Raw genomic sequence first — 21,514 nt, 5'->3', positions numbered from 1 at the left:
ATTCAGCCGGTTCACCGCTGTGGCCCCTGCAAGCTCATCCAGTACCGCGGCGCTGGCCTGTTCTCAGGCTTTGACTGCGCTACACGCGGTGCCGTTCAGCGCGCCTCTTCGCCCGCGCGGGCGGCCGCCCCGCTATGGCTCGCGGACGAAGGCGCGGTCGCGGACATGAACCGTTCACGATACTCGAGCGGCAGCACGCCGAAGCGCCGCACGAACGCGCGCCGCAAGTTCTGCTCGCTGCCGAAACCGCAATCGAGCGCGATGCGCTTGAGCGGCCTGCGCGATTCCGCCAGTGCCCGCGAAGCCGCTTCGAGGCGCAATGCGGAGACAGTTCTCGCCGGCGTGCGCCCGACTTCGTCGACGTAGCGGCGCGCGAAGGTCCGCGGCGTCATCCGCGCGTGCTCGGCGAGCCGCTCGACCGTGAGGTCTTCGCGCAAATGGCCGACCATCCAGCTATGCAAGGCCTCGAACGGCCCTCCCGCCGACGCCTGAGCCGCGAGTGCCGCGCTGAATTGCGACTGCCCGCCGGGCCGCTTCATGAAAACGACGAGGCGCCGTGCGGCTTGCATCGCGACGGCGTGGCCGAGGTCTTCTTCGATCAGCGCGAGCGCGAGATCGATGCCCGCCGTCACGCCCGCCGACGTCCAGACCACGCGTTCGCCGTCACTTCGGGCTTCGTCAGGGCCCGCGTCGCGGATAAAGATCGGATCGGCGTCGACGTGAACATTGGGAAAACGGCGCGCGAGATGCGGTGCGTCCCGCCAGTGTGTGGTCGCGCGGCGGCCGTCCAGCAGACCGGCCGCCGCCAGATAGAACGCGCCCGTGCATACCGAGCATACGCGTCGCGCGCGCGGCGCATTGCGCCTGATCCACGCGACCAGTTCCGGCTGCAGCGTGCAGTGCTGATCGACCGGAACGCCGGGGACGATCAGCGTGTCGATCGGCTCGGCGTCGAGTGAATCGAGTCGTTCGGTCACGACCGGCAGGCCCGGAAATGTCTGCAAGACACCGCCGTCGATCGAGGCGACTGTCGTGCGATAGACGATCGGGCGGCCCGCACCCGCCGCAGCGGCCATCGTCAGTTCGGCGCGCCAGAAGGCTTCCAGCGGGCCGCACGCGTCGAGCAACACCAGATCAGGTGCGACGGCAAACACGATATGACGCACGCTCATCACGCAATCCCTCCCGCCGCGCGCCGTCTGGACGACCGCGCATAGGCGAGCGTGGCGAGCGCCGCTGCGGCAAGCAGCGGAAAGATCGCCGCATTGATCGTCGCCCAGACGAAGCGCGCCAGCAATTGCCCTGCAAACAGCGACCCGAGCGCGGAGCACGCTAACGTCGTAAATTCGCTGGTGGCCTGCGTCTTGGCCCGTTCCGACGGCCTGTACGACTGCGCGAGCAGCGTCGAGCCGCCGACGAACATGAAATTCCAGCCCACGCCGAGACACGCGAGCGCCGCGTAGAAGTGCGGCAGATCGGTCGAACGCAATGCGAACACACCGCACAGTGCCGAGAGCGCAATGCCCGCGCCGATCACCGGCAGCACGCCGAAACGCTTGATGAGCCGCGCGGAAAACAGAGACGGCGCAAACATGCCGACCAGATGCCACTGGATGATCGCCGCGCCGTCGCCGATGCTGTGCCCGCACGCAACCGCCGCGATCGGCGTGGCGGTCATCACGAACATCATCACGGCATAGCCGAGCGCGTTGTTGGCGAGCGCCGCCGCGAAGATCGGCTGCCGCACGATCTCGCCGAGCGGCCGTGCGGCGTCATGGGTACCGGCCACGGCCGGCGCAGGTGCCATGTCGCGATAGAGCAGCATCAACAGGACAATCGACGCGAGTCCGAGTCCGGTGACAAGCGCGTAGGAGCCGGCGAAGGTCACCGGCGCGAGCCAGTCTTTGCTCCACGCGGCGAGAAGCGGGCCGCACACGGCCGCGACCACGCCGCCCGTGAGAACCGTCGAAATGGCGCGGCTCTTGGCTTCGAGGCCGACGGCGTCGGCTGCGGCGAGCCTGTAGTACTGCGCGAACGCCTGGAACACGCCGACCGTCGCGGTGCCCGCGCAAAAAGCCCAGAAGTCGTGATGAAAGATCGCCCACACGGAAACCGCGCCGCCCAGCGCGCCGACGCTCGCGCCCAGCACAAAACCCGCGCGACGGCCGATGCGCGCCATCAGAAACGACGCGAAGATCGTCGTGAGCGCCGCAGCCACCGTGATCAGCGAGAAAGGCAGCGTGGCTAGCGCCTTGTCGTCGGCGAGCGTGTAGCCGACGAGGCCGGTTAGCGTGAGATCGATCGACACCGACGATGTGTACAACGCCTGGCATACAGCCAGCACACGCACGGCGCGACGGCCATGCGGTCCGGAGCCGCGCCGGTCCGCGGAATCGTCAAGGAAAACCGATGAAGCGGATGAAGCAGAGGAACGAGCGGACGAAGCTGGTGCGGCAGGCGGCATAGGTCAGTCCCGGCGGCGAAAGTGGTCGATGTGGCACGAGCGGGCCCGAGTCGCCTCGACGGCCTGAGTAGCCTGCCTGGCCTGACTGAGCTGAGCCGCCGAGTGGCGAACGTGGCGCGCGTGGCGCACGTGGCGCACGTGGCGCAAGACACATCGTCACATAGCTGCGCGTGGCAGCAATGACAACGATGCATCAGTTTCTGCCAATTCGACTCTTGCGGATAGGGGCGACCACGCGGGCGACACCTTTATTTGTGGAAGGTGATGCCTTCGTCGATGGTGCCGTACATGGTGACGCTGCCGGTGCCCGCGCCCGATGCCGAACCGGAACCGCCTTGAGCGCAAGCGCCCAGCAAGGCAATACAAACGAGAACGCCCAGAACTGTTTTCATGACTGCGTTTCCTGCTAAGACAGGCGTCGATTCTAGCCTGGCGCTTCAAGCGCATGCGCGAGCAAGCCGCCGCGTTCGGGCGCGGCCGACAGGGCTGGCACTATCTGCTGCAATCCATCGTTCACGCTAAGCTGAAACATCGAATGCATTGGCTAGGTAAAGTGGCTGTATCCCACGTTGCGCGGCCCGCGCATCGTAGACCGGCAGAATACGGAGACGCGTCATGTCCGCCATCCTCGCAGACGAACACAATCATTTTCCCGGCTTGAGCCGCATTGGCGCGCTGCTCGCCGATCCCGGCCGCGCAGCCATGTTGTGGGCGTTGATGGACGGCAGCGCCCGCCCCGCCGGCGAACTGACGATGATCGCGGGACTCTCGCCATCGGCGGCCAGCGCTCACCTCGCGCGCCTGACCGACGGCGGCCTGCTCGCGCTCGAAGTGCGCGGCCGGCATCGCTATTTCCGCATTGCGTCCGCCGACATCGCGGCGTCCATCGAAGCGCTCGCCAACGTCGCGCAAGTCAGCGCGCCGCAGCGTCCGGTGCCGCGCCCCGTGCGCACCGTGCCGACCGACATGCGCTACGCACGTACCTGCTACGACCATATGGCCGGCGAGTTGTCCGTACGCGTGTTCGAGCGGCTCACCGGACGCGGACTGCTGGCTTTGGACGGTGCGTCGCTCGAAGCCACCGCGGACGGCGCCGCCCGCTTCTCCGACTGGGGCATCGACCTGTCGGCGCAGCGCAGTCGCCGGCGCCGCTTTGCGTGCACCTGCCCCGACTGGAGCGAACGCCGCCCGCATCTCGGCGGCGCGCTCGGCGCGGCCTTGCTCGACTCGTGGGCCGCGCACGGCTGGGTCGAACGGACCGAACGGCCGCGAATCCTGCGCATCACGCCGGCCGGGCACCAGCATTTCGACGCCTTTCTGGCCGAGTAAGCGACGCAGCGCGCGCAAGCCGCTGTCCCACGGGATCGAGACCTTTTGTTACCAGTCGCCAGCAGGCCTTACAAAAGTGGGCGTCTTGAAACAAACGGCGCGGGTACAGTGGTTCACGGATGCTGCACGTGCATCGTCCGTCGGAGAACAAACATGAGAATCACGACCTCACCACCACCGTCGTTCCATCGCACGATCGGCTATTCGTTGATCGCCGCAGCCGCTTTCGTGTTCGCCGCGCAGGCTGCGCTCGCGCAGCAAGCCGCTCCGGCGCCACAGGGCGTCGCTACGGAGAATAGCGATCCGCCGGGGCGCGTTGCGCGGCTGAACTACATGGCCGGAACCGTGACCACCGAGCCCGCCGGGGCCGCCGACTGGTCGTACGCGCAGATCAACCGGCCGCTTACAACCGGCGACCAGTTATGGAACGATCAGAACGCGCGCTCGGAGCTGCATATCGGTTCGACGGCCGTGCGTCTCGGCCAGTCGACGAGCCTGGACCTCCTCGGTCTCGACGACAACAGCGCGCAGTTGAAGGTCGCGCAAGGGACGTTGTCGGCGCATGTGCGGGAACTGCCGCCGGGGTCGTCGTATGAAATCGACACGCCGAATCTCGCGCTCGGCCTGAATGGTCCAGGCGACTACCGCGTCGACGTTGCGCCGGACGGCAGCAGCACCACCGTCACGGTCCGCAACGGCACTGCGACGGCTTATGGCGACGGCGCACAGGTGCCGATCACGGCCGGGCAGCAAATCCGCTTTGCCGGCACTTCTTTGCAAACGCTCGCCGACGAGGGTGCGCCGGGCCCCGACGGCTTCGATCAATGGACCGCGAGCCGTGACGCCGCTGAGAACCGCTCAATATCGGCGCGGTATGTGTCGCGTGAAATCCCCGGTTATCAGGACCTCGACGCCAACGGTACGTGGCGCAGCAGCCCGCAGTACGGCGAGGTATGGGTGCCGCGCGCGATGCCCGTCGGCTGGGCGCCGTACCGCGACGGTCATTGGGTATGGCAGGCGCCGTGGGGCTGGACCTGGGTCGACGACGCGCCGTGGGGCTTCGCGCCGTATCACTACGGCCGCTGGGCCTACGTCGACGACTCCTGGGCATGGGTGCCGGGCCCGGTCGCGGTCAGCGCGCCGCCGGTCTATGCGCCGGCGCTGGTGGCTTTCGTCGGCGGGGGCGGGGGTGGAGTCGACTGGGGCGTCAACCTGGCGATTGGCGGCGCGGTGGCGGCGGGCGTCGCGTGGTTCCCGCTCGGACCGGGCGAACGGTGGCATCCGCACTGGGGCGACCGCGATCATTGGAGCCCGCGCTATTACGAACGCGTCAATCAGACGACGGTCATCAATAACTACGACCGCAATATCACCAACGTCCACAACACGTACATCAACTACCGGGCGCCGCGCGCTGTAACGGCGGTTCCGGCGACAGCTTTCGTGCATGGACAGCCAGTGGGACGCTTTGCGCAGAAGGTGGATCCCGCGCAGTGGCGCAATGCGCGGATCAACCCGGGCGCTCCGGGCATCGCGCCGGTGCGCGAGAGTTACGGGCCGGGTCAGCGCAATGCGAATTACCGGCCGCCTGCGGGGGCGATGACGCGTCCGGTCGTCGCGACGCGCAGTCCATCGATGCCGCCCGCTTACCGCGATGGCCTCGCGCAGCGTTTCGCGCAAACCGGTGGACGCGTGCCGGGCGCGGGGCAGCCGATCGTGCGGACGTCGGTCCCGGCGCGCATGGCGGGCGGGCCCGGTGCGTTGCCGGTGCAGAACGTGCGTGTCGTGCAGTCGCATCTTCCGGGACGAATGCCGGGCGCGGCGGCGGGAGCACCCACTCTTCAGCCGGGGCTCGGCGGGCAGGCCGCGCCGGGCGCCGCGGGTGCTGCTCAGAACGGCGGGCGACAGGCTGGGCGCCAGCCAGGCGACGTGCCGGTCGCCGGTCAGCCGGGGCGCGCAGGCGCAGAGCCGGAGCGGCCCGGCATGCCCTTGAGGTGGAACGGGCAGCAGGCGGGCGCAGCAGGTGCCCCGCCGAACGGCGTGCCGCGGCCACCGCAGTCAAACGGAGGCAACCTGGGCTTAGCGCCACAGCGTGGGATGGCACAGCAACCCGCACAGCAACCGGCTCATCAGCAAGGCCAGCCAGTTGCCGCGGATGGCCGCCACGAGCCTTCATGGACGCAGCCGCATACGCCTGCCCAGCAAGCGCAGCAGGGCCGCCATCGAGGCGGTGAAGAGCCGCAGGCGCCAAGGTCGGGGTGGGCGCAGCAGCCAGGCGGTCAGCCGAACACAGCGATGCAGCCGCGCGAGGTGCCGCGCCCTAGGGAGAATCCGGCGATCGGGCAACAGCCGCGCGCGGCGCAAGATCAACGGCAGAACGCGCGGGGCGCCGAAGCGGCCGAAGGGCCGCAGGTCCAACAGCAGCCGCGTCAGGATGTGCATGCGCAGGTGGCGCAGTCGGGACCTGCGCCGCGTCAGCAACCGCAAGCACCGCGTCAGGAGTTTCATCCGCAGCAGGCGCAGCAGCGTTCAGAACCGCGTCCGCAACCGCAAGCTCTGCAGGCGCCGCGTCAGGAGTTCCATCCGCAGCAGGCGCAGCCGCGTCCTGAACCGCGTCCGCAACCGCAAGCTCAGCAGGCGCCGCGTCAGGAGTTTCATTCGCAGCAGGCGCAGCCGCGTCCTGAACTGCGTCCGCAACCGCAAGCCCAGCAGGCGCCGCGTCAGGAGTTTCATCCGCAGCAGGCGCAGCCGCGTCCTGAGCCGCAGCCGCAGCAGCCCCGCCCTCAGCCGCAGCAACACGGTGAGCAGCGTTCGGCCGGTGGCCACGACGAGCATCACAAGGGCTAAGCGCCCTCTCCTTCGTAAGTAGCCTCTCGTCGGCACAAATAAAAAGCCTCCGCGATTCGCATCGCGGAGGCTTTTTGGTCAGGCCCGGCGCGTCAGACAGCCATGGGCGCCGTCAGCGGCTCGTGGTGCCGGTAGCCGACCAGCGAGAAATCCGACGGCTCGATCTTTTCCAGCCATTCCGGTTCGTACACGTGGGTCTTCGCGTAGTCCGGCACGCGGTCGGAAATCACGAGCTTGGGGCTTTCATAGGGCTCGCGCGTGAGCTGCTGCTTCAGCATGTCTAGCTGGTTCTCGTAGATGTGCGCATCGCCGATGAAGTAGGTGAACCACCGCGGCGTGTAGCCCGTCAAGCGTCCCACCAGATGCAGCAAGGCCGCGCCTTCGGTCAGATTGAACGGCGTGCCGAGCCCGACATCGTTGCTGCGGATGTACAAGCACAGCGAGATTTCGCGCCGCGCCACGTTCGGCAGGAATTGATAAAGCAGATGGCAAGCCGGCAACGCGATCTGATCCAGAACGGCAGGATTCCACGCATGAAACAGAATTCGCCGGTCCGACGGATTCTGCATGATGGTGTCCAGGCACTGCCGCAATTGATCGATTGCCTTGTATAGCAACACCTTGCGGCTGCCGTCTTCGTCGAATTCAGTGATCACCTGGAAACCGCGCGCGGTCGCGTCGGCAAGCTGCGCGCTCGCACTGGCATCGAGCACCTTGTAGGCCGGCCACTGCCGCCACTGCACGCCGTACACGTCGCCCAGGTCGTCGGGGCCCTCGCGATACGGATTGGCGAGCCATTGCGGATTCTGGTTGGCGTTCGCGTCCCATACCTTGCAGCCGAGGTCGCGAAAATCCGCCGCGCTGCGCGACGCGCGCAGGAAACCGACCAGTTCGCCCACGGCCGACTTGAATGCCAGCTTTTTCGTCGTGACCGCCGGGAATCCCTGCTGGAGATCGAAGCGCAACATGGCGCCCGGCATGCTGATGGTACGGATGCCGGTGCGATTCTCCTGCCACGTGCCAGTGTCGAGAATCGTGCGGACGAGGTCCAGGTATTGTTTCATGCGGGTTCCTTCGACGCGGCGCGGCCCGGAAGCGGTGCACCGCGAGAGTGAGCGGAAAACCCGATTTTACCAAGCGCGGCCGGCCAGCGCCGACCGCTTGCGAGAGACGTATCGAAGGAAGGCGGGTTAGTCAGACGCGCACGGCACGGAACCATGCCCCGAGGCGGACGCGTCGCGGCCTCTTCGGTTTACAGGCCGCTGCGTGGCGGCCGGTTTACAACGATCGTATGCGCCGCATCTCAGAGATGCGGCACCGATGCCGGCAACGTGCCGTGCGGCGACGCAAGCGGCTCGCTTTCCATATGACGCATACCGTGCGAGCACAGCAGCCGGTACAGCGTGACACGCGAAATGCCGAGCTCCTGCGCAGCGTCGCCAAGACGCCCACGGTGACGCAACAGCGCAAGCTCGATCGCCTGGCGCTCGGCCGCTTCGCGCGCCTGCGCGAGCGACACCGGCACGATCTCGACGTACTCGGCGAGCTCGAGATCGCGCGCCGTGATAGCGCGTCCTTCGGACATCACGATCGCACGGCGCACGCGGTTGATGAGCTCACGCACGTTGCCCGGCCAGCCGTAATTGTGCAAAGCCGCGATTGCGTCGGGTGCGAAGCCGCGCAGGCGCCGGCTCGCGTCTTTCTTGAAACGTTCCAGCATGTGACGCGCGAGCAGTTCAATGTCCTTGCCGCGCGCGCGCAGCGGCGGTTCGTCGATTTGCAGCACGCACAGGCGGTGATACAGGTCCGAGCGGAAACGCCCTTCGATCATGGCAGCCGTCATATCCACGTGCGTTGCGGAAATGATCCGTACGTCGACGTCGATCGCGCTATGGCCGCCCAGCCGCTCGACTTTGCGCTCCTGCAGGAAGCGCAGCAGGCTCGCCTGGCTTTCAAGCGGCAGATCGCCGATTTCGTCGAGGAAAAGCGTGCCGCCGTTGGCCGCTTCCACGCGGCCGATCTTGCGCTGATTAGCACCGGTGAAGGCGCCGCGTTCGTAGCCGAACAGCTCGGACTGCAGCAGATGCGGCGGAATCGCGCCGCAGTTGATCGGTACGAACGGCGCGTTGCGTCGCGCCGAGCGTTCGTGAATCGCAACCGCCGTCAGTTCCTTGCCCGTGCCTGACTCGCCCGAGATAAACACCGGCGCATCAGTCATTGCGACTTTGCGGATAGAGCGGAACAGCGCCAGCATCGCGTCGCACGACCCGACCATTTCGCCTTCGGCGCCCTGCGACGCATCGTTCGAAGCGGGTTCGCCGAGCGAGATCATGCCGTATGCGTGACCGACGGAATCGACTATCCGGTCGCCGGAGTAAGGCACGGTCACATAGTCGAAACAATAGTCGCGTACGAGGCGGCGCAGCGCCGCATCCTGGAGTTGCCCAGGCATGGTCGCGGCGACCCAGCCGACGTTCGGCATGGTCAGGCAGGATTCGAATGCAGCAATTTCATGCGGCTGGAAATGACTCGATAAATCGAGCAGACCACCCGCTGCCGAACCGGCGCGTACGGCCCGGCGCGCATCGCGCGCCGATCCCACCACTTCAACATGCCAGCCACGCTGGTGGAAGCGGGTGTTCAGTTCCGCGCTTGGCTCTCGCGAAACGTAAATCAGTTGCCGCGTTGCGGGTTCCATTATTCAGATCCTCTCGTCAACGAACGTTAAGGATGATGCACGCACCTGAACCGCAATTCAGACACGCTGGCACGTTCGGGATTCGCAAATAGCAAAAACCGAACGGCCATTCCATTCCGTGCGGACAGCTGATCCCCAGAAAGCGGCGTGTGTGTTTCAGACGGCCCGTTAGCGGGCTTTTTTTAAAATTGAAGCTCTTTCCGAGAGCTTACTATACGCGCCCGGCTTGGAAAACAATTATGCGAATTTAATCCGCCCGCCCTTGCCCAGCAAGGCGTTCGCGCCGATAACTAAGTAATCAACTTACGAATTACGAATTGTGGAAGCGCTTTTCTCATACAAGGGGGGCGCAGGTAGTTCGTACCGTTTGAATTAACACCTAATAGGTATTTTCTTCTCGTGGGTTCAACGCTGCGACGTTTCCTGCGGCACTACTTTATCTGATTGGCGACGGGCACGTTGTGACCATTTGCACCAATGGATCGCGACTGGCGCCACATGTTCGCTAATCGCTATGCACCGGAGACTCATCACACGAGCGGGTTTATTGCGCGCGGATTCGGCCGATGTTGCACTGTGCGCGGCATTTTTTTCGGCCGGCGCTCCGTTCGCCACTTGCGGAACGGCGCGGCGCACTTCATGTCGGTCGAACGACGCTCGCCGGTCACTCGCACTCGCGGCGAGGCCGGGCCTCGTTCCGGCCGGTGCGATGGGGAGTTCCCGCTCAATGGACCACGCCGAAGCGGCGGCCGGAGCGTGTGCGTCAGGTAGAATCAGGCAGGTTACGTTCCCCCTTCCATTTGATGACGACGCTCACCCTGATCGTCGCTCGCGCCAATAATGGCGTGATCGGCCGCAACAACCAGTTGCCCTGGCGACTCCCCGAAGACCTCGCGTTTTTCAAGCGGACCACCATGGGCGCGCCCATCATCATGGGCCGCAAGACGCATGAGTCGATCGGCAGGCCGTTGCCGGGACGCCGCAACATTGTCGTGACACGCGATGTTGGGCGGCGCTTCCAGGGTTGTGACGCGGCCACCACGCTCCACGAAGCGCTCAAGCTCGCCGCGCAGGACCAGGCGCCCGAAGCGTTTCTGATCGGCGGTGCGCAGTTGTATGTGGAAGGTCTGCGTCTCGCAGACAAGCTGATCGTCACGGAAATTTCCGCCGATTTCGACGGCGACGCGACATTCCCCGCAGTCGATCCGAACGAGTGGGAAGAAGTCGCACACGAAACGCATCGCGCGGACGCACCGAACGATTTCGACTATGCGTTCGTCACATACAAGCGCAAAAGCCGGTGATGTGAACCGCCGCGAGCGCAATGAAGCGCGCCGTCAAAAGCAGAACGCCACGCAAACTTGCGTGGCGTTTTCGTCTGTACCGCGACAACGCTGGGAAATCGCTTATTGCCCCGCGATCGTCATCCGTTCAATGAGAACGGAGCCGGTCTGCTTGGTGCCCCGCGTGATCGTGTCCGCGCCGATCGCCACGACATGGCGGAACATCTCCTGCAAGGTGCTAGCGACGGTGATCTCCTCGACCGGATACTGAATCTTGCCGTTCTCGACCCAGAAGCCGGACGCGCCGCGCGAATAATCGCCCGTCACGTAGTTGACACCCTGGCCCATCAGTTCGGTCAGCAGCAGGCCCGTACCGAGTTTCCTCAGCATTTCTTCGAAGTCGTCTTCCGCACGCGTGTTCGAGCTGAGCATTGACAGGTTGTGCGAGCCGCCCGCGTTGCCGGTAGTCTGCATGCCGAGCTTGCGCGCCGAATAGGTCGAGAGGAAATAGCCTTCCACGACGCCGTCTTTCACGACCGAGCGCTGCCGCGTGCGCACGCCTTCTTCGTCGAACGGGGCGCTGCCCATGGCGCGCGGCACGTGCGGATCTTCGACGATCTGCACATGCGGCGCGAACACCGGCTTGCCGAGACTGTCGACGAGAAACGACGTCTTGCGGTACAGCGCGCCGCCACTCGTAGCCTGCACGAATGCACCGAGCAGACCCGCGGCGAGCGGCGCTTCGAACAGCACCGGCACTTTGCGCGTGTCGAGGCCGCGCGCGCCGATGCGCGCAAGCGCGCGCTGCGCCGCGTAACGACCAACCGCTTCAGGGTCGGCCAGTTGCTCCGCCCTACGCGTAGACGTGTACCAGTCGTCGCGCTGCATGTTGCGGCCGCTGCCGGCAATCGGCGCGCATGCGATGTAGTGACGCGAGTACGGATAGCCAGCAAGGAAACCGCGCGACGTGGCAAGCACGAACTGCGAGTGCTGCGCCGAGACGCTCGCGCCTTCGGAGTTCTTGATTTGCGGATCGGTGGCGAACGCGGCGTCTTCGGCGCGACGGGCGATTTCGACCGCTTCGTCGGCGGACAGATTCCACGGGTGGTAGAGATCGAGGTCGCGCGGCTCGTTCTCGAGCAGCTCTGCTTCGGCTAGACCTGCACAATCGTCTTCCGCCGTGAAGCGGGCAATGTTGTACGCGGCCGCAACCGTGTCCTTCAGCGCTTGCGACGAGAAGTCGGAAGTACTCGCGTTGCCGCGCTTGTTGCCGATGAACACGGTCACGCCGACCATCTTGTCGCGGTTATGTTCGATCGTCTCGACTTCGCCGCGCCGCACGGAGACGGACAGGCCGTCGCCTTCGGAAATTTCGGTTGCCGCGTCGGTGCCGCCGAGCGACTTCGCGTGACGAAGGATGTCCGAGGCGATTTCCTTCAGTTCATCCTGGGTATGCGGAAAAAAGCGCTGCTTGACGTCCATGTCTGCTGCCATTGTGGTTGCCGTCCTGTTCGGGGCCGAGCGGCCCTTGGGTGTTCGCACATGCCGCGCCATTCCGTGCGCCGCATATGCGATGCTCGTATGCGCGTCAATCTGCGTTTGCCGTGCGTTCAAGCGCACTAACGCATCCCGCGATCATATCAAGCTAAGCGCTGCCGTACCTGGCATTCGCTGCCCGCTTCGAGCGATGTCCGCTACCGTGCACGGCGGCGCAGCCGGTTCCCCGGGCCTGGCACGCTACAATATCGGCATGACACGCAAAACCCGCATTCAACCCATCGAATCCGCCGAGCCGGAAGTCGACGAAAACGGCTACGACCGTCCGAGCAAGTCGCAGCTCAAGCGCGAAATGCACGAGCTGCAGGAACTGGGCTCGGCGCTGATCGCGCTGCCCAAAGACGCGCTCAAGCGCATGCCGATGCCCGAAAAGCTCGACGACGCCGTGCGCGAGGCGCGCCGTATCACCGATCACGAAGGCAAGCGCCGCCAGGTGCAATACGTCGGACGCGTGATGCGCTCGTTGCTGGACGAGGAAACCGCCGCGCTGCGCACCGCGCTCGACACGTATAACGGTGTCAACAAGGCGGAAACGGCCAAGCTGCACTGGATCGAGCGCACTCGCGAAAAACTGCTTGCCGACGACGCCGCGCTGACCGATTTCATCCGCCAGCATCCGAATGCCGACCCGCAGCAAGGCCGCACGCTGATCCGCAACGCCCGCAAGGAAGCCGAGCAGAACAAGCCGCCGCGTTACTTCCGCGAGTTGTTCCAGTGGATCAAGAACGCGGACGGACCCGCAGCCGCGAGCGATTCCGATGCCGACGACGCCCTGGAAGACGACGATGACAACCGCGACGCCTGACACCAAGCTAAAGCGCAATCACCCCGACGAGATCGTGATCGGCCTCGTGTCGATCAGCGATCGCGCATCCACCGGCGTCTACGAGGACAAAGGCATTCCGGCGTTGCAGGAGTGGCTCGGCGCCGCGTTGACTTCGCCGTGGCAAGTGGTCACGCGCCTCATTCGGGACGACGCGCCCACCATCTCGGCAACGCTTACCGAACTCGTCGATGAAGTCGGCTGCGATCTCGTGCTGACTACTGGCGGCACGGGCCCGTCGCGGCGCGACGTGACGCCCGAAGCCACGCTCGCGGTGGCTACGAAGGAAATGCCGGGATTCGGCGAACAGATGCGGCAGATCAGCCTGAATTTCGTGCCGACCGCAATCCTGTCGCGTCAGGTCGCGGTAATCCGCGAAACGGCGGATCACGCGGCGCTGATCATCAATCTGCCGGGTCAGCCGAAGTCGATCAAGGAAACGCTCGAAGGCTTGCGCGATGCCCAAGCCGGCGGCGCGGCGAAGGTGCCCGGCATCTTTGCGGCGGTCCCCTACTGCATCGACCTGATCGGCGGGCCATACGTGGAGACCAACGCGGAAGTCGTGAAAGCGTTCCGGCCGAAGAGCGCGGTGCGCGCTCCGCGGCCGGCTTAGCTTATTCCGCGTTGAGGGAGGCGTCCGGCGCCGGCGGAATCAGGAAGTGCTCGCGGTAGTACTTCAGTTCGTCGATCGACTCATGAATGTCGGCAAGCGCCGTGTGCAGCGCGCGCTTCTGAAAACCCCTGTAAATTTCCGGCTGCCAGCGTCGGCACAGTTCCTTGAGCGTGCTGACGTCGAGATTGCGGTAATGGAAGAAGCTCTCCAGTTCCGGCATCCAGCGCGCCATGAAGCGGCGATCCTGGCAGATCGAGTTGCCGCACATCGGCGATTTGCCGGGCGGTACATGAGCGCTGAGAAAATTGCGAATCTGTTCGGTAGCATCGGCTTCGCTCACCGTGGATGCCTTCACGCGGTCGATCAGTCCCGACCGGCCGTGTGTGTTCTGATTCCACTGGTCCATCCTGGCGAGCGTCTCGTCGCTCTGATGAATCGCGAGAACCGGGCCCTCCACCATTCTGTCGAGCGTCGAATTCGTCACCACCACCGCGATTTCGATGATGCGGTCCGAATCCGGGTCGAGTCCGGTCATTTCCATGTCCAGCCAGATGAGATTCATGTCGCTGCGCACGAGAGGCAGCGGTTGCGCGGATTCGAGAATGTCAGTCATGAAGGAAGCCCTGATGGCCGGGCAGGAAGCTTGCGGGAAGCCCCGTTGCTGCGGCGGTTGATCGTTTGAGATGGTTCGAGCATGTCCCCGCTGCGAGGCGGGAAGAAACATATAATTCTCGCATAGATACCACGGAATCCACGGATGCCTACCCTGTACTTCACCGTTCTGTTCGTCGTCGCCGTCGTGGCGATGGTCGGCACCAAACTCTGGCTCGCGTCGCGGCAGATCCGCTTCGTCGCTGGCCATCGCGAGCAGGTGCCGAGCCAGTTTGCCGGCACCATCGCGCTGAGCGCTCACCAACGCGCCGCGGACTACACCGTCGAGCGCACGCGTCTCACGATGATCGAGATCGTCGTCGGCGCCGCCGTGCTGATCGGCCTGACACTGCTCGGCGGCGTGCAGGCGCTCGATCTCGCGATCACGGACTGGCTAGGCCGCGGCTACGTCGGGCAGATCGCACTCGTCGCGGCCGTGATCGCGATTACCAGCGCGATCGACCTGCCGTTCGATTACTTCCGGCAATTCGTGATCGAGCAACGCTTCGGCTTTAACCGGATGAGCAAGCGCATTTTCATCGTCGACCGGTTGAAGGGCGTGTTGCTCGGCGCCGCGTTTGGTCTGCCGTTGCTGTTCGTCGTGCTGTGGCTGATGAGCCAGGCCGGCAGTTTCTGGTGGTTGTGGACGTGGATCGTCTGGGTCGTCTTCCAGATGCTCGTGCTGGTGCTGTACCCGTCGTTTATCGCACCGCTTTTCAACAAGTTCGAACCGCTCAAGGACGAAGCGCTGAAAAGCCGCATCGAGGCGCTGATGAAGCGCTGCGGGTTTGCGGCCAAAGGCCTCTTCGTGATGGACGGCAGCCGCCGCTCAGCGCACGGCAACGCGTATTTCACCGGCTTCGGCGCGGCGAAGCGAATCGTCTTCTTCGACACGCTGCTAGCGCGCCTGTCGGGCAGCGAGATCGAAGCCGTGCTTGCGCACGAACTCGGCCACTTCAAGCGCCGTCACGTGATCAAGCGGATGCTGGTCACGTTCGCGATCAGCCTCGCCATGCTCGCCTTGCTCGGCTGGCTCACGCAGTGCGTGTGGTTCTACGAAGGGCTGGGCGTGCGGCCGTCGCTAGTCGGCGGCAATAGCGGTCTCGCGCTCGTGCTGTTCTTCCTCGCACTGCCGGTGTTCGTGTTCTTTGTGACGCCGCTCGGCAGTCTCACCTCGCGCAAGCACGAGTTCGAGGCCGATGCATTCGCCGCCACCCAAACCCACGCACAAGACCTCGTCAACGCCCTCGTCAAGCTGTATGAAGACAATGCGTCCACGCTGACGCCCGATCCGCTCTACACCGCGTTCTATTACTCGCATCCGCCGGCGTCGCAGCGGATCGACCGACTGTTGCGCCACGCATGAGCGGCCGCTCTCAGAAAGCGCCGCGCGCGCCGTCCAGCACGCGCGTAGGCGGCCTGGTGGTGGCCGCGCATGGCCGCCACTACCTGGTCGCGCCCGAAGACGGCGGCCCGATGCTCCAATGCTTCCCACGCGGCAAGCGCAGCGAGGTGGCAGTGGGCGACCGCGTGATTTACGAGCCGACTTCCGCGGACCAGGGCGTGATCGTCGAAATCGGCGAGCGGCGCAATCTGCTCTATCGTTCGGATCAGTACAAGTCGAAGCTGTTCGCCGCGAATCTCGACCAGTTGCTGATCGTGCTCGCGACCGAACCGCATTTCAGCGAAGACCTGCTCGGCCGCGCGCTCGTCGCAGCGGAAGCCAACGAGCTGAAACCGCTGATCGTGCTGAACAAGATCGACGTGACCGATGCGCTCGAAGGCGCCCGCAAACGGCTGGAGCCGTATCGCGCGCTCGGCTACACGGTCGTGGAAGTGTCGATCAAGGCGCAACCCGAGGCCGCCCGCACCGCGCTCATCGAACACTTGCGCGGTCACTCGACGCTATTGCTCGGCCAGTCCGGCATGGGCAAGTCCACGCTCGTGAATCTGCTGATTCCCGACGCCGAAGTCGCCACGCGCGAGATTTCGACGGCGTTGAATAGCGGCCGCCATACGACGACGTTCACGCGTCTCTATCCGCTGCCGAATTTCGCCCGCAATGACACAGCGCACACCGCGAGCGACACTCGCAGCGTGGCCGGCGAAGTCGGCGCGCTGATCGACTCGCCGGGCTTCCAGGAATTCGGCCTGCATCATTTGACAGAAGGCCGGCTCGAACGCGCGTTTCCGGAGTTCCGGCCGCTCTTGCCTAACTGCCGCTTTTACAACTGCCATCACTTGCAAGAGCCCGGCTGCGCGATTCTCGAGGCGGTTGCCGATGGCCGTATCCGCCGCGAGCGCCATGCGCTGTACGCGCAACTCGTGCACGAAGCCAGCCAGATCGTTCGCTGACATGAAGCTGATGCGCGCGCCTAACCTGATCATCGGACAGCATTGGGTCAATGTGCTGGCCGCGGCCGGCATCGCGTGCGAGTTGCACAACCGCTATCTGAACGGCGCGCTCGGCGATATTCCCGCCGATCAGTGCGCGCCTGAACTTTGGCTCGTGGACGACCGCGACGAAGCGGTGGCGCGGCGCTTGATCGATGCCGCGTCGCAAGGTCCGGCGGCCGGTTCGCCTGGCTGGCAGTGCCGCCAGTGCGGTGAGAGGCTGGAGGCGCAATTCACCGTGTGCTGGCAGTGCGGTACGGTGCGCGATCCGTCGGACGGGTGACGCTCGCCTCAGTCGCACGAACATGCGCTGATGCGCTTCATGCGATGCCGTTCAGACTGACGCGGCGTGGTTAATGTTCTGCCTCAGCGGACCAGAGCTCTAAAGCGCCTCAAGCCCGGAGAAGGACGTAAAAAAGCCGGGGCAATCCCGGCTTTTTTGCGTTCGCATGCCCGTTAGATCAAGCGAGCCACACGGCGATCGTCAGCATGAGTAACAGGATCATCCACAGCACGACTGCGCGCCAAACCAGCCCCACCGCCGATTGCAGCGTGCGCGGCGTGCAGTCGTCGCCGACTTGCATGGGACCGCCGTCGCCGGTGGCGAGCGCATCCAGACTCGACGGCTCCGCGAGCGGCCCGCTCAGACGCGCGCCAAGCGCGCCGCTGCCGGCGGCCAGCAACACGCCGTCATTCGCATCCGGCCACTGACGCGCATGGTTACGCCATGCATAGATCGCGTCTTCAAAATTCCCGACAATCGCAAAACCCAGCGACGTAAGCCGCGCCGGCACCCAGTCGATCACGAAAAATGCGCGCTGCGCGAAACTCGAAAACGCGATGGTACGGTCGTCGACCGGTCGCGCCCAGGTACGCGACAGATATTCGGCGATGCGATACAGCACCGCGCCCGCCGGCCCGACAGGAATCAGAAACCAGAAAAACACGCCGAAAACGTGGCGATGCGACGCGACGACTGCGTGAATCAGCGTATGGCGCACGATCTCGCTCACCGGCATGTCGAGCGTGTCGAGGCCGGTCCATTCGTTCAGAATTTCACGGGCGCGCGGCACATCGTCGTTATTGAGCGCGAGGTGAATGTCCGTAAAGTAATGGCTGAACTGGCGAAAGCCGAGTGTGAAGTACAGCACCGCGACGTTCCACAGAAACGCCAGCGCGAAATGAATGTTGTACAGAACGTAGTAGACGAGCGCGACGGCGAGCGTCCACGGCACCACTACGACGAGCCACGCAAGAAGGCCGTGCTTGGGCTTGCCCGCATCGAATCCGTGCGCCGCCGACTCCGCGTGGTATTGAAGCAGCGCGGATACCGGATTGTTCGGCGACAGCGCGCGCACCTGTTCTATGATCAGAGCCAGCAATACGGAAAAAAAAGTCATGCGATGCGCCGTGCTTTTCGAGTTTTACGATTGTTTCATAACGATAGCACAGGGTCGGATGCCGCTGAGCGAGGACGTTGCCAAACACCCCCACGACCCCGAGCGACGCCTCGCCTCAAGCCGTCAGAAAGCGATAGAAATTGCGCAGCATGGCGGCCGTCGCGCCCCAGATGAAATAGTGACTGCCCGTGCCGTCGTCTTTTTCAGCCGCCTCCAGTGACGCGCCGCGCGGATACGGCATAGCGAAGAAGCGCCGTTCGCCTCCTTCGTACCGGAACACGCGCTCTTCGTGGTGCGCCGGGTTCATCAGAAATGCGAGCGGCACTTCGAATACTTCCGCGACCTCCAGCGCATCCGCTGTCAATGCGAACGGCGGATGCACGAGGCCGATTACCGGCGTGACGCGAAAACCAGTGCCGGTCAGATAATCGGGCAGCGCGCCCAGCACTTCCACGCGCGACGGCGCAAGGCCCACTTCTTCCTGCGCTTCGCGCAAAGCAGTGGCTGTGGCGTCGGCATCGAACGGTTCCTGCCGGCCACCGGGAAAGCTCACTTGGCCCGCGTGGTCGTTAAGATGATCGGCGCGCTGCGTGAGCAGCACCGTCAGACCATTCGCGCGGATCACGAGCGGCACCAGTACAGAGGCGACACGTGGGTCGCCCTGCGTATTGCGCCACGGCGCCTCGACGATTGGCTCGGGTGTCCAGCAAAGATGTTGCTTGAAACGACGGCGCAGACCATCGGGCGTAAGACGCTCCGCGGGTACCGGCGGCAAGTGGGCGCCGGTCGCTTCGACAGGCAGAGTTTCAGGTTCAAAGACGGGGCGGATCAACGGATCTCTCGAATGAGCGGTAGAGGCGATGCCGCTATTTTGACCTGGCAAACAAAAAAGCACCCGCGAGGGGTGCTTTTCCTTACAGCATTTACGCCTGGGAAGCAGCGCGGTCTTTCGAGACCAGCTTTTCCTTGATTCGAGCCGACTTGCCCGAACGGTCGCGCAGGTAGTACAGCTTCGCACGACGCACATCGCCACGACGCTTCACGACGATGCTTGCCAGCAGCGGCGAGTACGTCTGGAACGTACGCTCGACGCCTTCGCCCGACGAAATCTTACGGACGATGAACGACGAATTCAGACCACGGTTACGCTTGGCGATCACGACGCCTTCGTAAGCCTGAACACGCTTACGCGTACCTTCAACCACGTTCACGCTGACGATCACCGTATCGCCAGGAGCGAATTCGGGAATGGTCTTTTCGCCGAGGGCGCGCGCAATTTCTTCCTGCTCGAGTTTTGCAATCAGATTCATCACTGACTCCTAAGTCCATCTTGTCGGCGTTCGTACCTGCCTCGCATGAAAATGCCCGGCTACGGCCCCGATAGAGGATGGGTTCACATCAGGCGCCGTACACACATGTGCGGCGCCGCCTGGTGTCCGCTTGAAAGACCGGGGCTTTACGCCTTCGGCTCTTCCTTCGCGAGACTTGCAAGCCATGCCTCGTCGGCACGGCTCAACATTTTGTTCTTTCTAGCCTTGACGATCAGGTCAGGCCGCTTGTGCCACGTGTTTCGCAACGCCTCGCGCCGACGCCACGCTTCGATCTCCGCGTGATGGCCACCAAGCAGCACATCAGGCACGCGCACACCTTGATATTCCTCGGGCCGCGTGTAGTGCGGACAATCGAGCAGCACGTCGACAAAACTGTCCTGCACCGCCGACTGCGAATCATTGAGCACGCCCGGCAGCTGGCGCACGACCGCATCCATCAAGGCCATGGCGGGTAACTCTCCGCCCGACAGCACGAAGTCGCCAAGACTGACTTCTTCGTCGACAACGCGGTCGAGCAGGCGCTGATCGATCGCTTCGTAGCGCCCGCACAGCAGAATGAGCCCCGGCTGCGCGGCGAATTTCATGACACGCTCGTGATTCAACGTGGCGCCTTGCGGCGACATCATGACCACGCGCGGCGCGCCGATGCCCTGCTCCGCCTGCGCCGCCTTTGCTGCACCAATCGCGTCTTCCAGAGGCTTGGCCAGCATAACCATGCCGGGGCCGCCGCCGTATGGGCGATCGTCGATTGTGCGGTAGTTGTCGGTTGTGAAATCACGCGGATTCCACGTGCGCAACCCATAGCGCTCCTGCTTTGCTGCCCGGCTGGTAATGCCCCAGTCGGTCAGTGCACGAAACATTTCGGGAAAGAGCGTGACGACATCGAACTGCATCGCTCTCTCCGTTTTAGCGAACTCGATTTGCTGAACTGTCAATAATCAGCTTCCCAGTCGACGATGATCTGCTTTGCCGCCTGGTCGACCGTTTTGACGAACACACCGACGAACGGGATCAAACGCTCCGCAATGACCGGCTTGCCGGTTTTGTCGGCTGCCGAATATTCGACACGCAAAACCGAATGCGCACCGTTGTCGATCATGTCTGCCACCTTGCCCAAGTTGACGCCGGCAAGGTTCACCACATCCAGGCCGAGCAGGTCGACCCAATAGAATTCGTCGGCTTCCAGCGCCGGAAATTCGCTGCGGCTGATATAGACGCGAGAGCCGCGCAGTGACAACGCCGCATCACGGTCAGTGACGCCGCCCAGATGGGCCACCACACTGTCGCTATGCGTTTTCGCCTGCAATGACGGCGCCGACTTCCGCTCGCGGCCTTTCATCAGCCACCATCGCTTTGCACCGAGCAAAGCGTCGCCGCCATGACCGGCATCCGCATGAGCGGCTACCTTGACCCAGCCTTTGAGACCGTAAGCGTCGACGATTGCGCCGACCTCCACTGCGTCGGCCGGCCAACTCTCCGCCGTTTCCGCGCGCATTGCTGCTGCCTCGGAACCGGCGTTTGTAACATTGGCTTTCGCCTTGCCTTCGGCCCGTTCGACCGGCTTGCGGACGAATGCACCGAATGGCGCCTGACCAGACGTCTTCGCACGTGAGCTCGCACCTTTCGGCAGCTCTTGTGTCGGCTCTTTGGCCTTTACGCGACCTGAACTTCCGGAATCACGCTCAGACATGATTGAGCCTCACCACGAACTTCGACGCCTGCTTCGGCAAAACATCTTGCGTATCGGACTGCTCATGCAAGTTGCGCGAGCCGCCAGCCAAACCGACGACGATCCGCATGCGAGCTACCATTAAGCAGCCGGCTGCGCCTTTTGCGCTTCTTTCACGAGACGCTCGACGGTCGGCGACAGTTGTGCGCCAACGCCTTGCCAGTACGTCAGGCGATCTTGAGCGATACGCAGGGCTTCGCCCTTCGTAGCGACCGGGTTGTAAAAGCCAACGCGCTCGATGAAGCGGCCGTCACGACGGTTACGCGAGTCGGTTGCGACGATGTTGTAGAACGGGCGCTTCTTGGAGCCGCCACGAGCCAAGCGGATGATGACCATACTAGAATCCTTGAAAACCGGGGTTCGGAACGACTGAAACACGCGATTATAGCGGGAAA

At 64.1% G+C, this 21,514-nt stretch carries 21 protein-coding genes; 8 read left to right on the top strand and 13 right to left on the bottom strand.

Annotated features, from left to right (window positions below; translation table 11 throughout):
• Nucleotides 1-95: 95 nt before the first annotated feature.
• From RW095_RS23590 to RW095_RS23580, 3 genes are all read right to left on the bottom strand, one after another.
• Nucleotides 96-1,172, bottom strand: coding sequence for a GlxA family transcriptional regulator (locus RW095_RS23590; RefSeq protein WP_317021388.1), 1,077 nt, complete (start codon nt 1,170-1,172; stop codon nt 96-98).
• A complete protein-coding gene (locus RW095_RS23585; RefSeq protein WP_317021387.1) occupies nt 1,172-2,464 on the bottom strand; it encodes an MFS transporter in 1,293 nt (430 codons plus the stop codon). The genes RW095_RS23590 and RW095_RS23585 overlap by 1 nt, the downstream gene beginning before the upstream one ends.
• 248 nt (nt 2,465-2,712) lie before the next feature.
• Nucleotides 2,713-2,856, bottom strand: a complete 144-nt coding sequence (locus tag RW095_RS23580) for a hypothetical protein (RefSeq protein WP_164862540.1) — start codon at nt 2,854-2,856, stop codon at nt 2,713-2,715.
• A gap of 223 nt (nt 2,857-3,079) precedes the next feature.
• Between RW095_RS23580 and RW095_RS23575 the strand changes: the two genes are divergently transcribed.
• Nucleotides 3,080-3,793, top strand: coding sequence for an ArsR/SmtB family transcription factor (locus RW095_RS23575; RefSeq protein ID WP_317021386.1), 714 nt, complete (start codon nt 3,080-3,082; stop codon nt 3,791-3,793).
• A 153-nt stretch (nt 3,794-3,946) separates the two neighbouring features.
• Nucleotides 3,947-6,640 (top strand): DUF6600 domain-containing protein, encoded by a 2,694-nt coding sequence (locus tag RW095_RS23570; protein ID WP_317021385.1) that lies wholly within the window; start codon nt 3,947-3,949, stop codon nt 6,638-6,640.
• A 92-nt stretch (nt 6,641-6,732) separates the two neighbouring features.
• On the opposite strand, the gene RW095_RS23565 is transcribed toward RW095_RS23570, so the two are convergent.
• Nucleotides 6,733-7,704 carry a thymidylate synthase gene (locus RW095_RS23565; RefSeq protein WP_317021384.1) on the bottom strand — a complete coding sequence of 324 codons (972 nt, stop codon included), beginning with the start codon at nt 7,702-7,704 and terminating at the stop codon, nt 6,733-6,735.
• Between the two features lie 239 nt (nt 7,705-7,943).
• A complete protein-coding gene (locus RW095_RS23560; protein WP_027804039.1) occupies nt 7,944-9,338 on the bottom strand; it encodes a sigma-54 dependent transcriptional regulator in 1,395 nt (464 codons plus the stop codon).
• A gap of 803 nt (nt 9,339-10,141) precedes the next feature.
• On the opposite strand from RW095_RS23560, the gene RW095_RS23555 reads away from it, so the two are divergent.
• Nucleotides 10,142-10,642 carry a dihydrofolate reductase gene (locus RW095_RS23555; RefSeq protein ID WP_317021383.1) on the top strand — a complete coding sequence of 167 codons (501 nt, stop codon included), beginning with the start codon at nt 10,142-10,144 and terminating at the stop codon, nt 10,640-10,642.
• A 102-nt stretch (nt 10,643-10,744) separates the two neighbouring features.
• On the opposite strand, the gene pmbA is transcribed toward RW095_RS23555, so the two are convergent.
• A complete protein-coding gene (pmbA, locus tag RW095_RS23550; protein WP_317021382.1) occupies nt 10,745-12,115 on the bottom strand; it encodes a metalloprotease PmbA in 1,371 nt (456 codons plus the stop codon).
• 256 nt (nt 12,116-12,371) lie between these two features.
• Here pmbA and yjgA point away from each other — a divergent pair, with 256 nt between their 5' ends.
• Both yjgA and mog read left to right on the top strand, forming a co-directional pair.
• Nucleotides 12,372-12,983, top strand: a complete 612-nt coding sequence (gene yjgA, locus RW095_RS23545; RefSeq protein WP_204522267.1) for a ribosome biogenesis factor YjgA — start codon at nt 12,372-12,374, stop codon at nt 12,981-12,983.
• Entirely contained in the window at nt 12,964-13,614 is a 651-nt protein-coding gene (gene mog, locus RW095_RS23540; protein ID WP_317021381.1) for a molybdopterin adenylyltransferase, read from the top strand. Before yjgA ends, mog begins: the two co-directional genes overlap by 20 nt.
• A 1-nt stretch (nt 13,615) precedes the next feature.
• On the opposite strand, the gene orn is transcribed toward mog, so the two are convergent.
• Nucleotides 13,616-14,227 (bottom strand): oligoribonuclease, encoded by a 612-nt coding sequence (orn, locus tag RW095_RS23535; protein ID WP_128590191.1) that lies wholly within the window; start codon nt 14,225-14,227, stop codon nt 13,616-13,618.
• 144 nt (nt 14,228-14,371) lie between these two features.
• Here orn and RW095_RS23530 point away from each other — a divergent pair, with 144 nt between their 5' ends.
• From RW095_RS23530 to RW095_RS23520, 3 genes are read left to right on the top strand one after another with little or no spacing between them, the layout of a single operon-like run.
• Nucleotides 14,372-15,631: a M48 family metallopeptidase gene (locus tag RW095_RS23530; protein WP_317021380.1), complete on the top strand. Its 1,260-nt coding sequence runs from the start codon at nt 14,372-14,374 to the stop codon at nt 15,629-15,631.
• Nucleotides 15,628-16,620, top strand: coding sequence for a ribosome small subunit-dependent GTPase A (gene rsgA / locus RW095_RS23525; protein ID WP_317021379.1), 993 nt, complete (start codon nt 15,628-15,630; stop codon nt 16,618-16,620). Before RW095_RS23530 ends, rsgA begins: the two co-directional genes overlap by 4 nt.
• Nucleotide 16,621: 1 nt before the next feature.
• On the top strand, nt 16,622-16,942 hold the full coding sequence (locus tag RW095_RS23520; protein WP_317021378.1) for a putative signal transducing protein: 321 nt from the start codon (nt 16,622-16,624) through the stop codon (nt 16,940-16,942).
• Between the two features lie 178 nt (nt 16,943-17,120).
• On the opposite strand, the gene RW095_RS23515 is transcribed toward RW095_RS23520, so the two are convergent.
• The 6 genes from RW095_RS23515 to rpsP all read right to left on the bottom strand — a co-directional run bounded on the left by RW095_RS23515 (nt 17,121) and on the right by rpsP (nt 21,455).
• Nucleotides 17,121-18,059, bottom strand: coding sequence for a CobD/CbiB family protein (locus RW095_RS23515; RefSeq protein WP_317021377.1), 939 nt, complete (start codon nt 18,057-18,059; stop codon nt 17,121-17,123).
• A 115-nt stretch (nt 18,060-18,174) separates the two neighbouring features.
• A complete protein-coding gene (locus RW095_RS23510) occupies nt 18,175-18,891 on the bottom strand; it encodes a CoA pyrophosphatase (RefSeq protein ID WP_317021376.1) in 717 nt (238 codons plus the stop codon).
• Nucleotides 18,892-18,982: 91 nt separating this feature from the next.
• Nucleotides 18,983-19,369 carry a 50S ribosomal protein L19 gene (gene rplS, locus RW095_RS23505; RefSeq protein ID WP_020069334.1) on the bottom strand — a complete coding sequence of 129 codons (387 nt, stop codon included), beginning with the start codon at nt 19,367-19,369 and terminating at the stop codon, nt 18,983-18,985.
• Nucleotides 19,370-19,515: 146 nt separating this feature from the next.
• Nucleotides 19,516-20,283 carry a tRNA (guanosine(37)-N1)-methyltransferase TrmD gene (gene trmD / locus RW095_RS23500; RefSeq protein ID WP_317021375.1) on the bottom strand — a complete coding sequence of 256 codons (768 nt, stop codon included), beginning with the start codon at nt 20,281-20,283 and terminating at the stop codon, nt 19,516-19,518.
• Between the two features lie 38 nt (nt 20,284-20,321).
• Nucleotides 20,322-21,080: a ribosome maturation factor RimM gene (rimM, locus tag RW095_RS23495; protein ID WP_317021374.1), complete on the bottom strand. Its 759-nt coding sequence runs from the start codon at nt 21,078-21,080 to the stop codon at nt 20,322-20,324.
• A gap of 120 nt (nt 21,081-21,200) precedes the next feature.
• On the bottom strand, nt 21,201-21,455 hold the full coding sequence (gene rpsP / locus RW095_RS23490; protein ID WP_025600315.1) for a 30S ribosomal protein S16: 255 nt from the start codon (nt 21,453-21,455) through the stop codon (nt 21,201-21,203).
• Between the last annotated feature and the right edge of the window lie 59 nt (nt 21,456-21,514).

This window comes from Paraburkholderia kirstenboschensis (assembly GCF_032806925.1).
Lineage (GTDB): Bacteria > Pseudomonadota > Gammaproteobacteria > Burkholderiales > Burkholderiaceae > Paraburkholderia > Paraburkholderia kirstenboschensis.
Note: the sequence above shows the minus strand (reverse complement) of the source record. Positions and strands in the feature narration are given on the sequence as shown.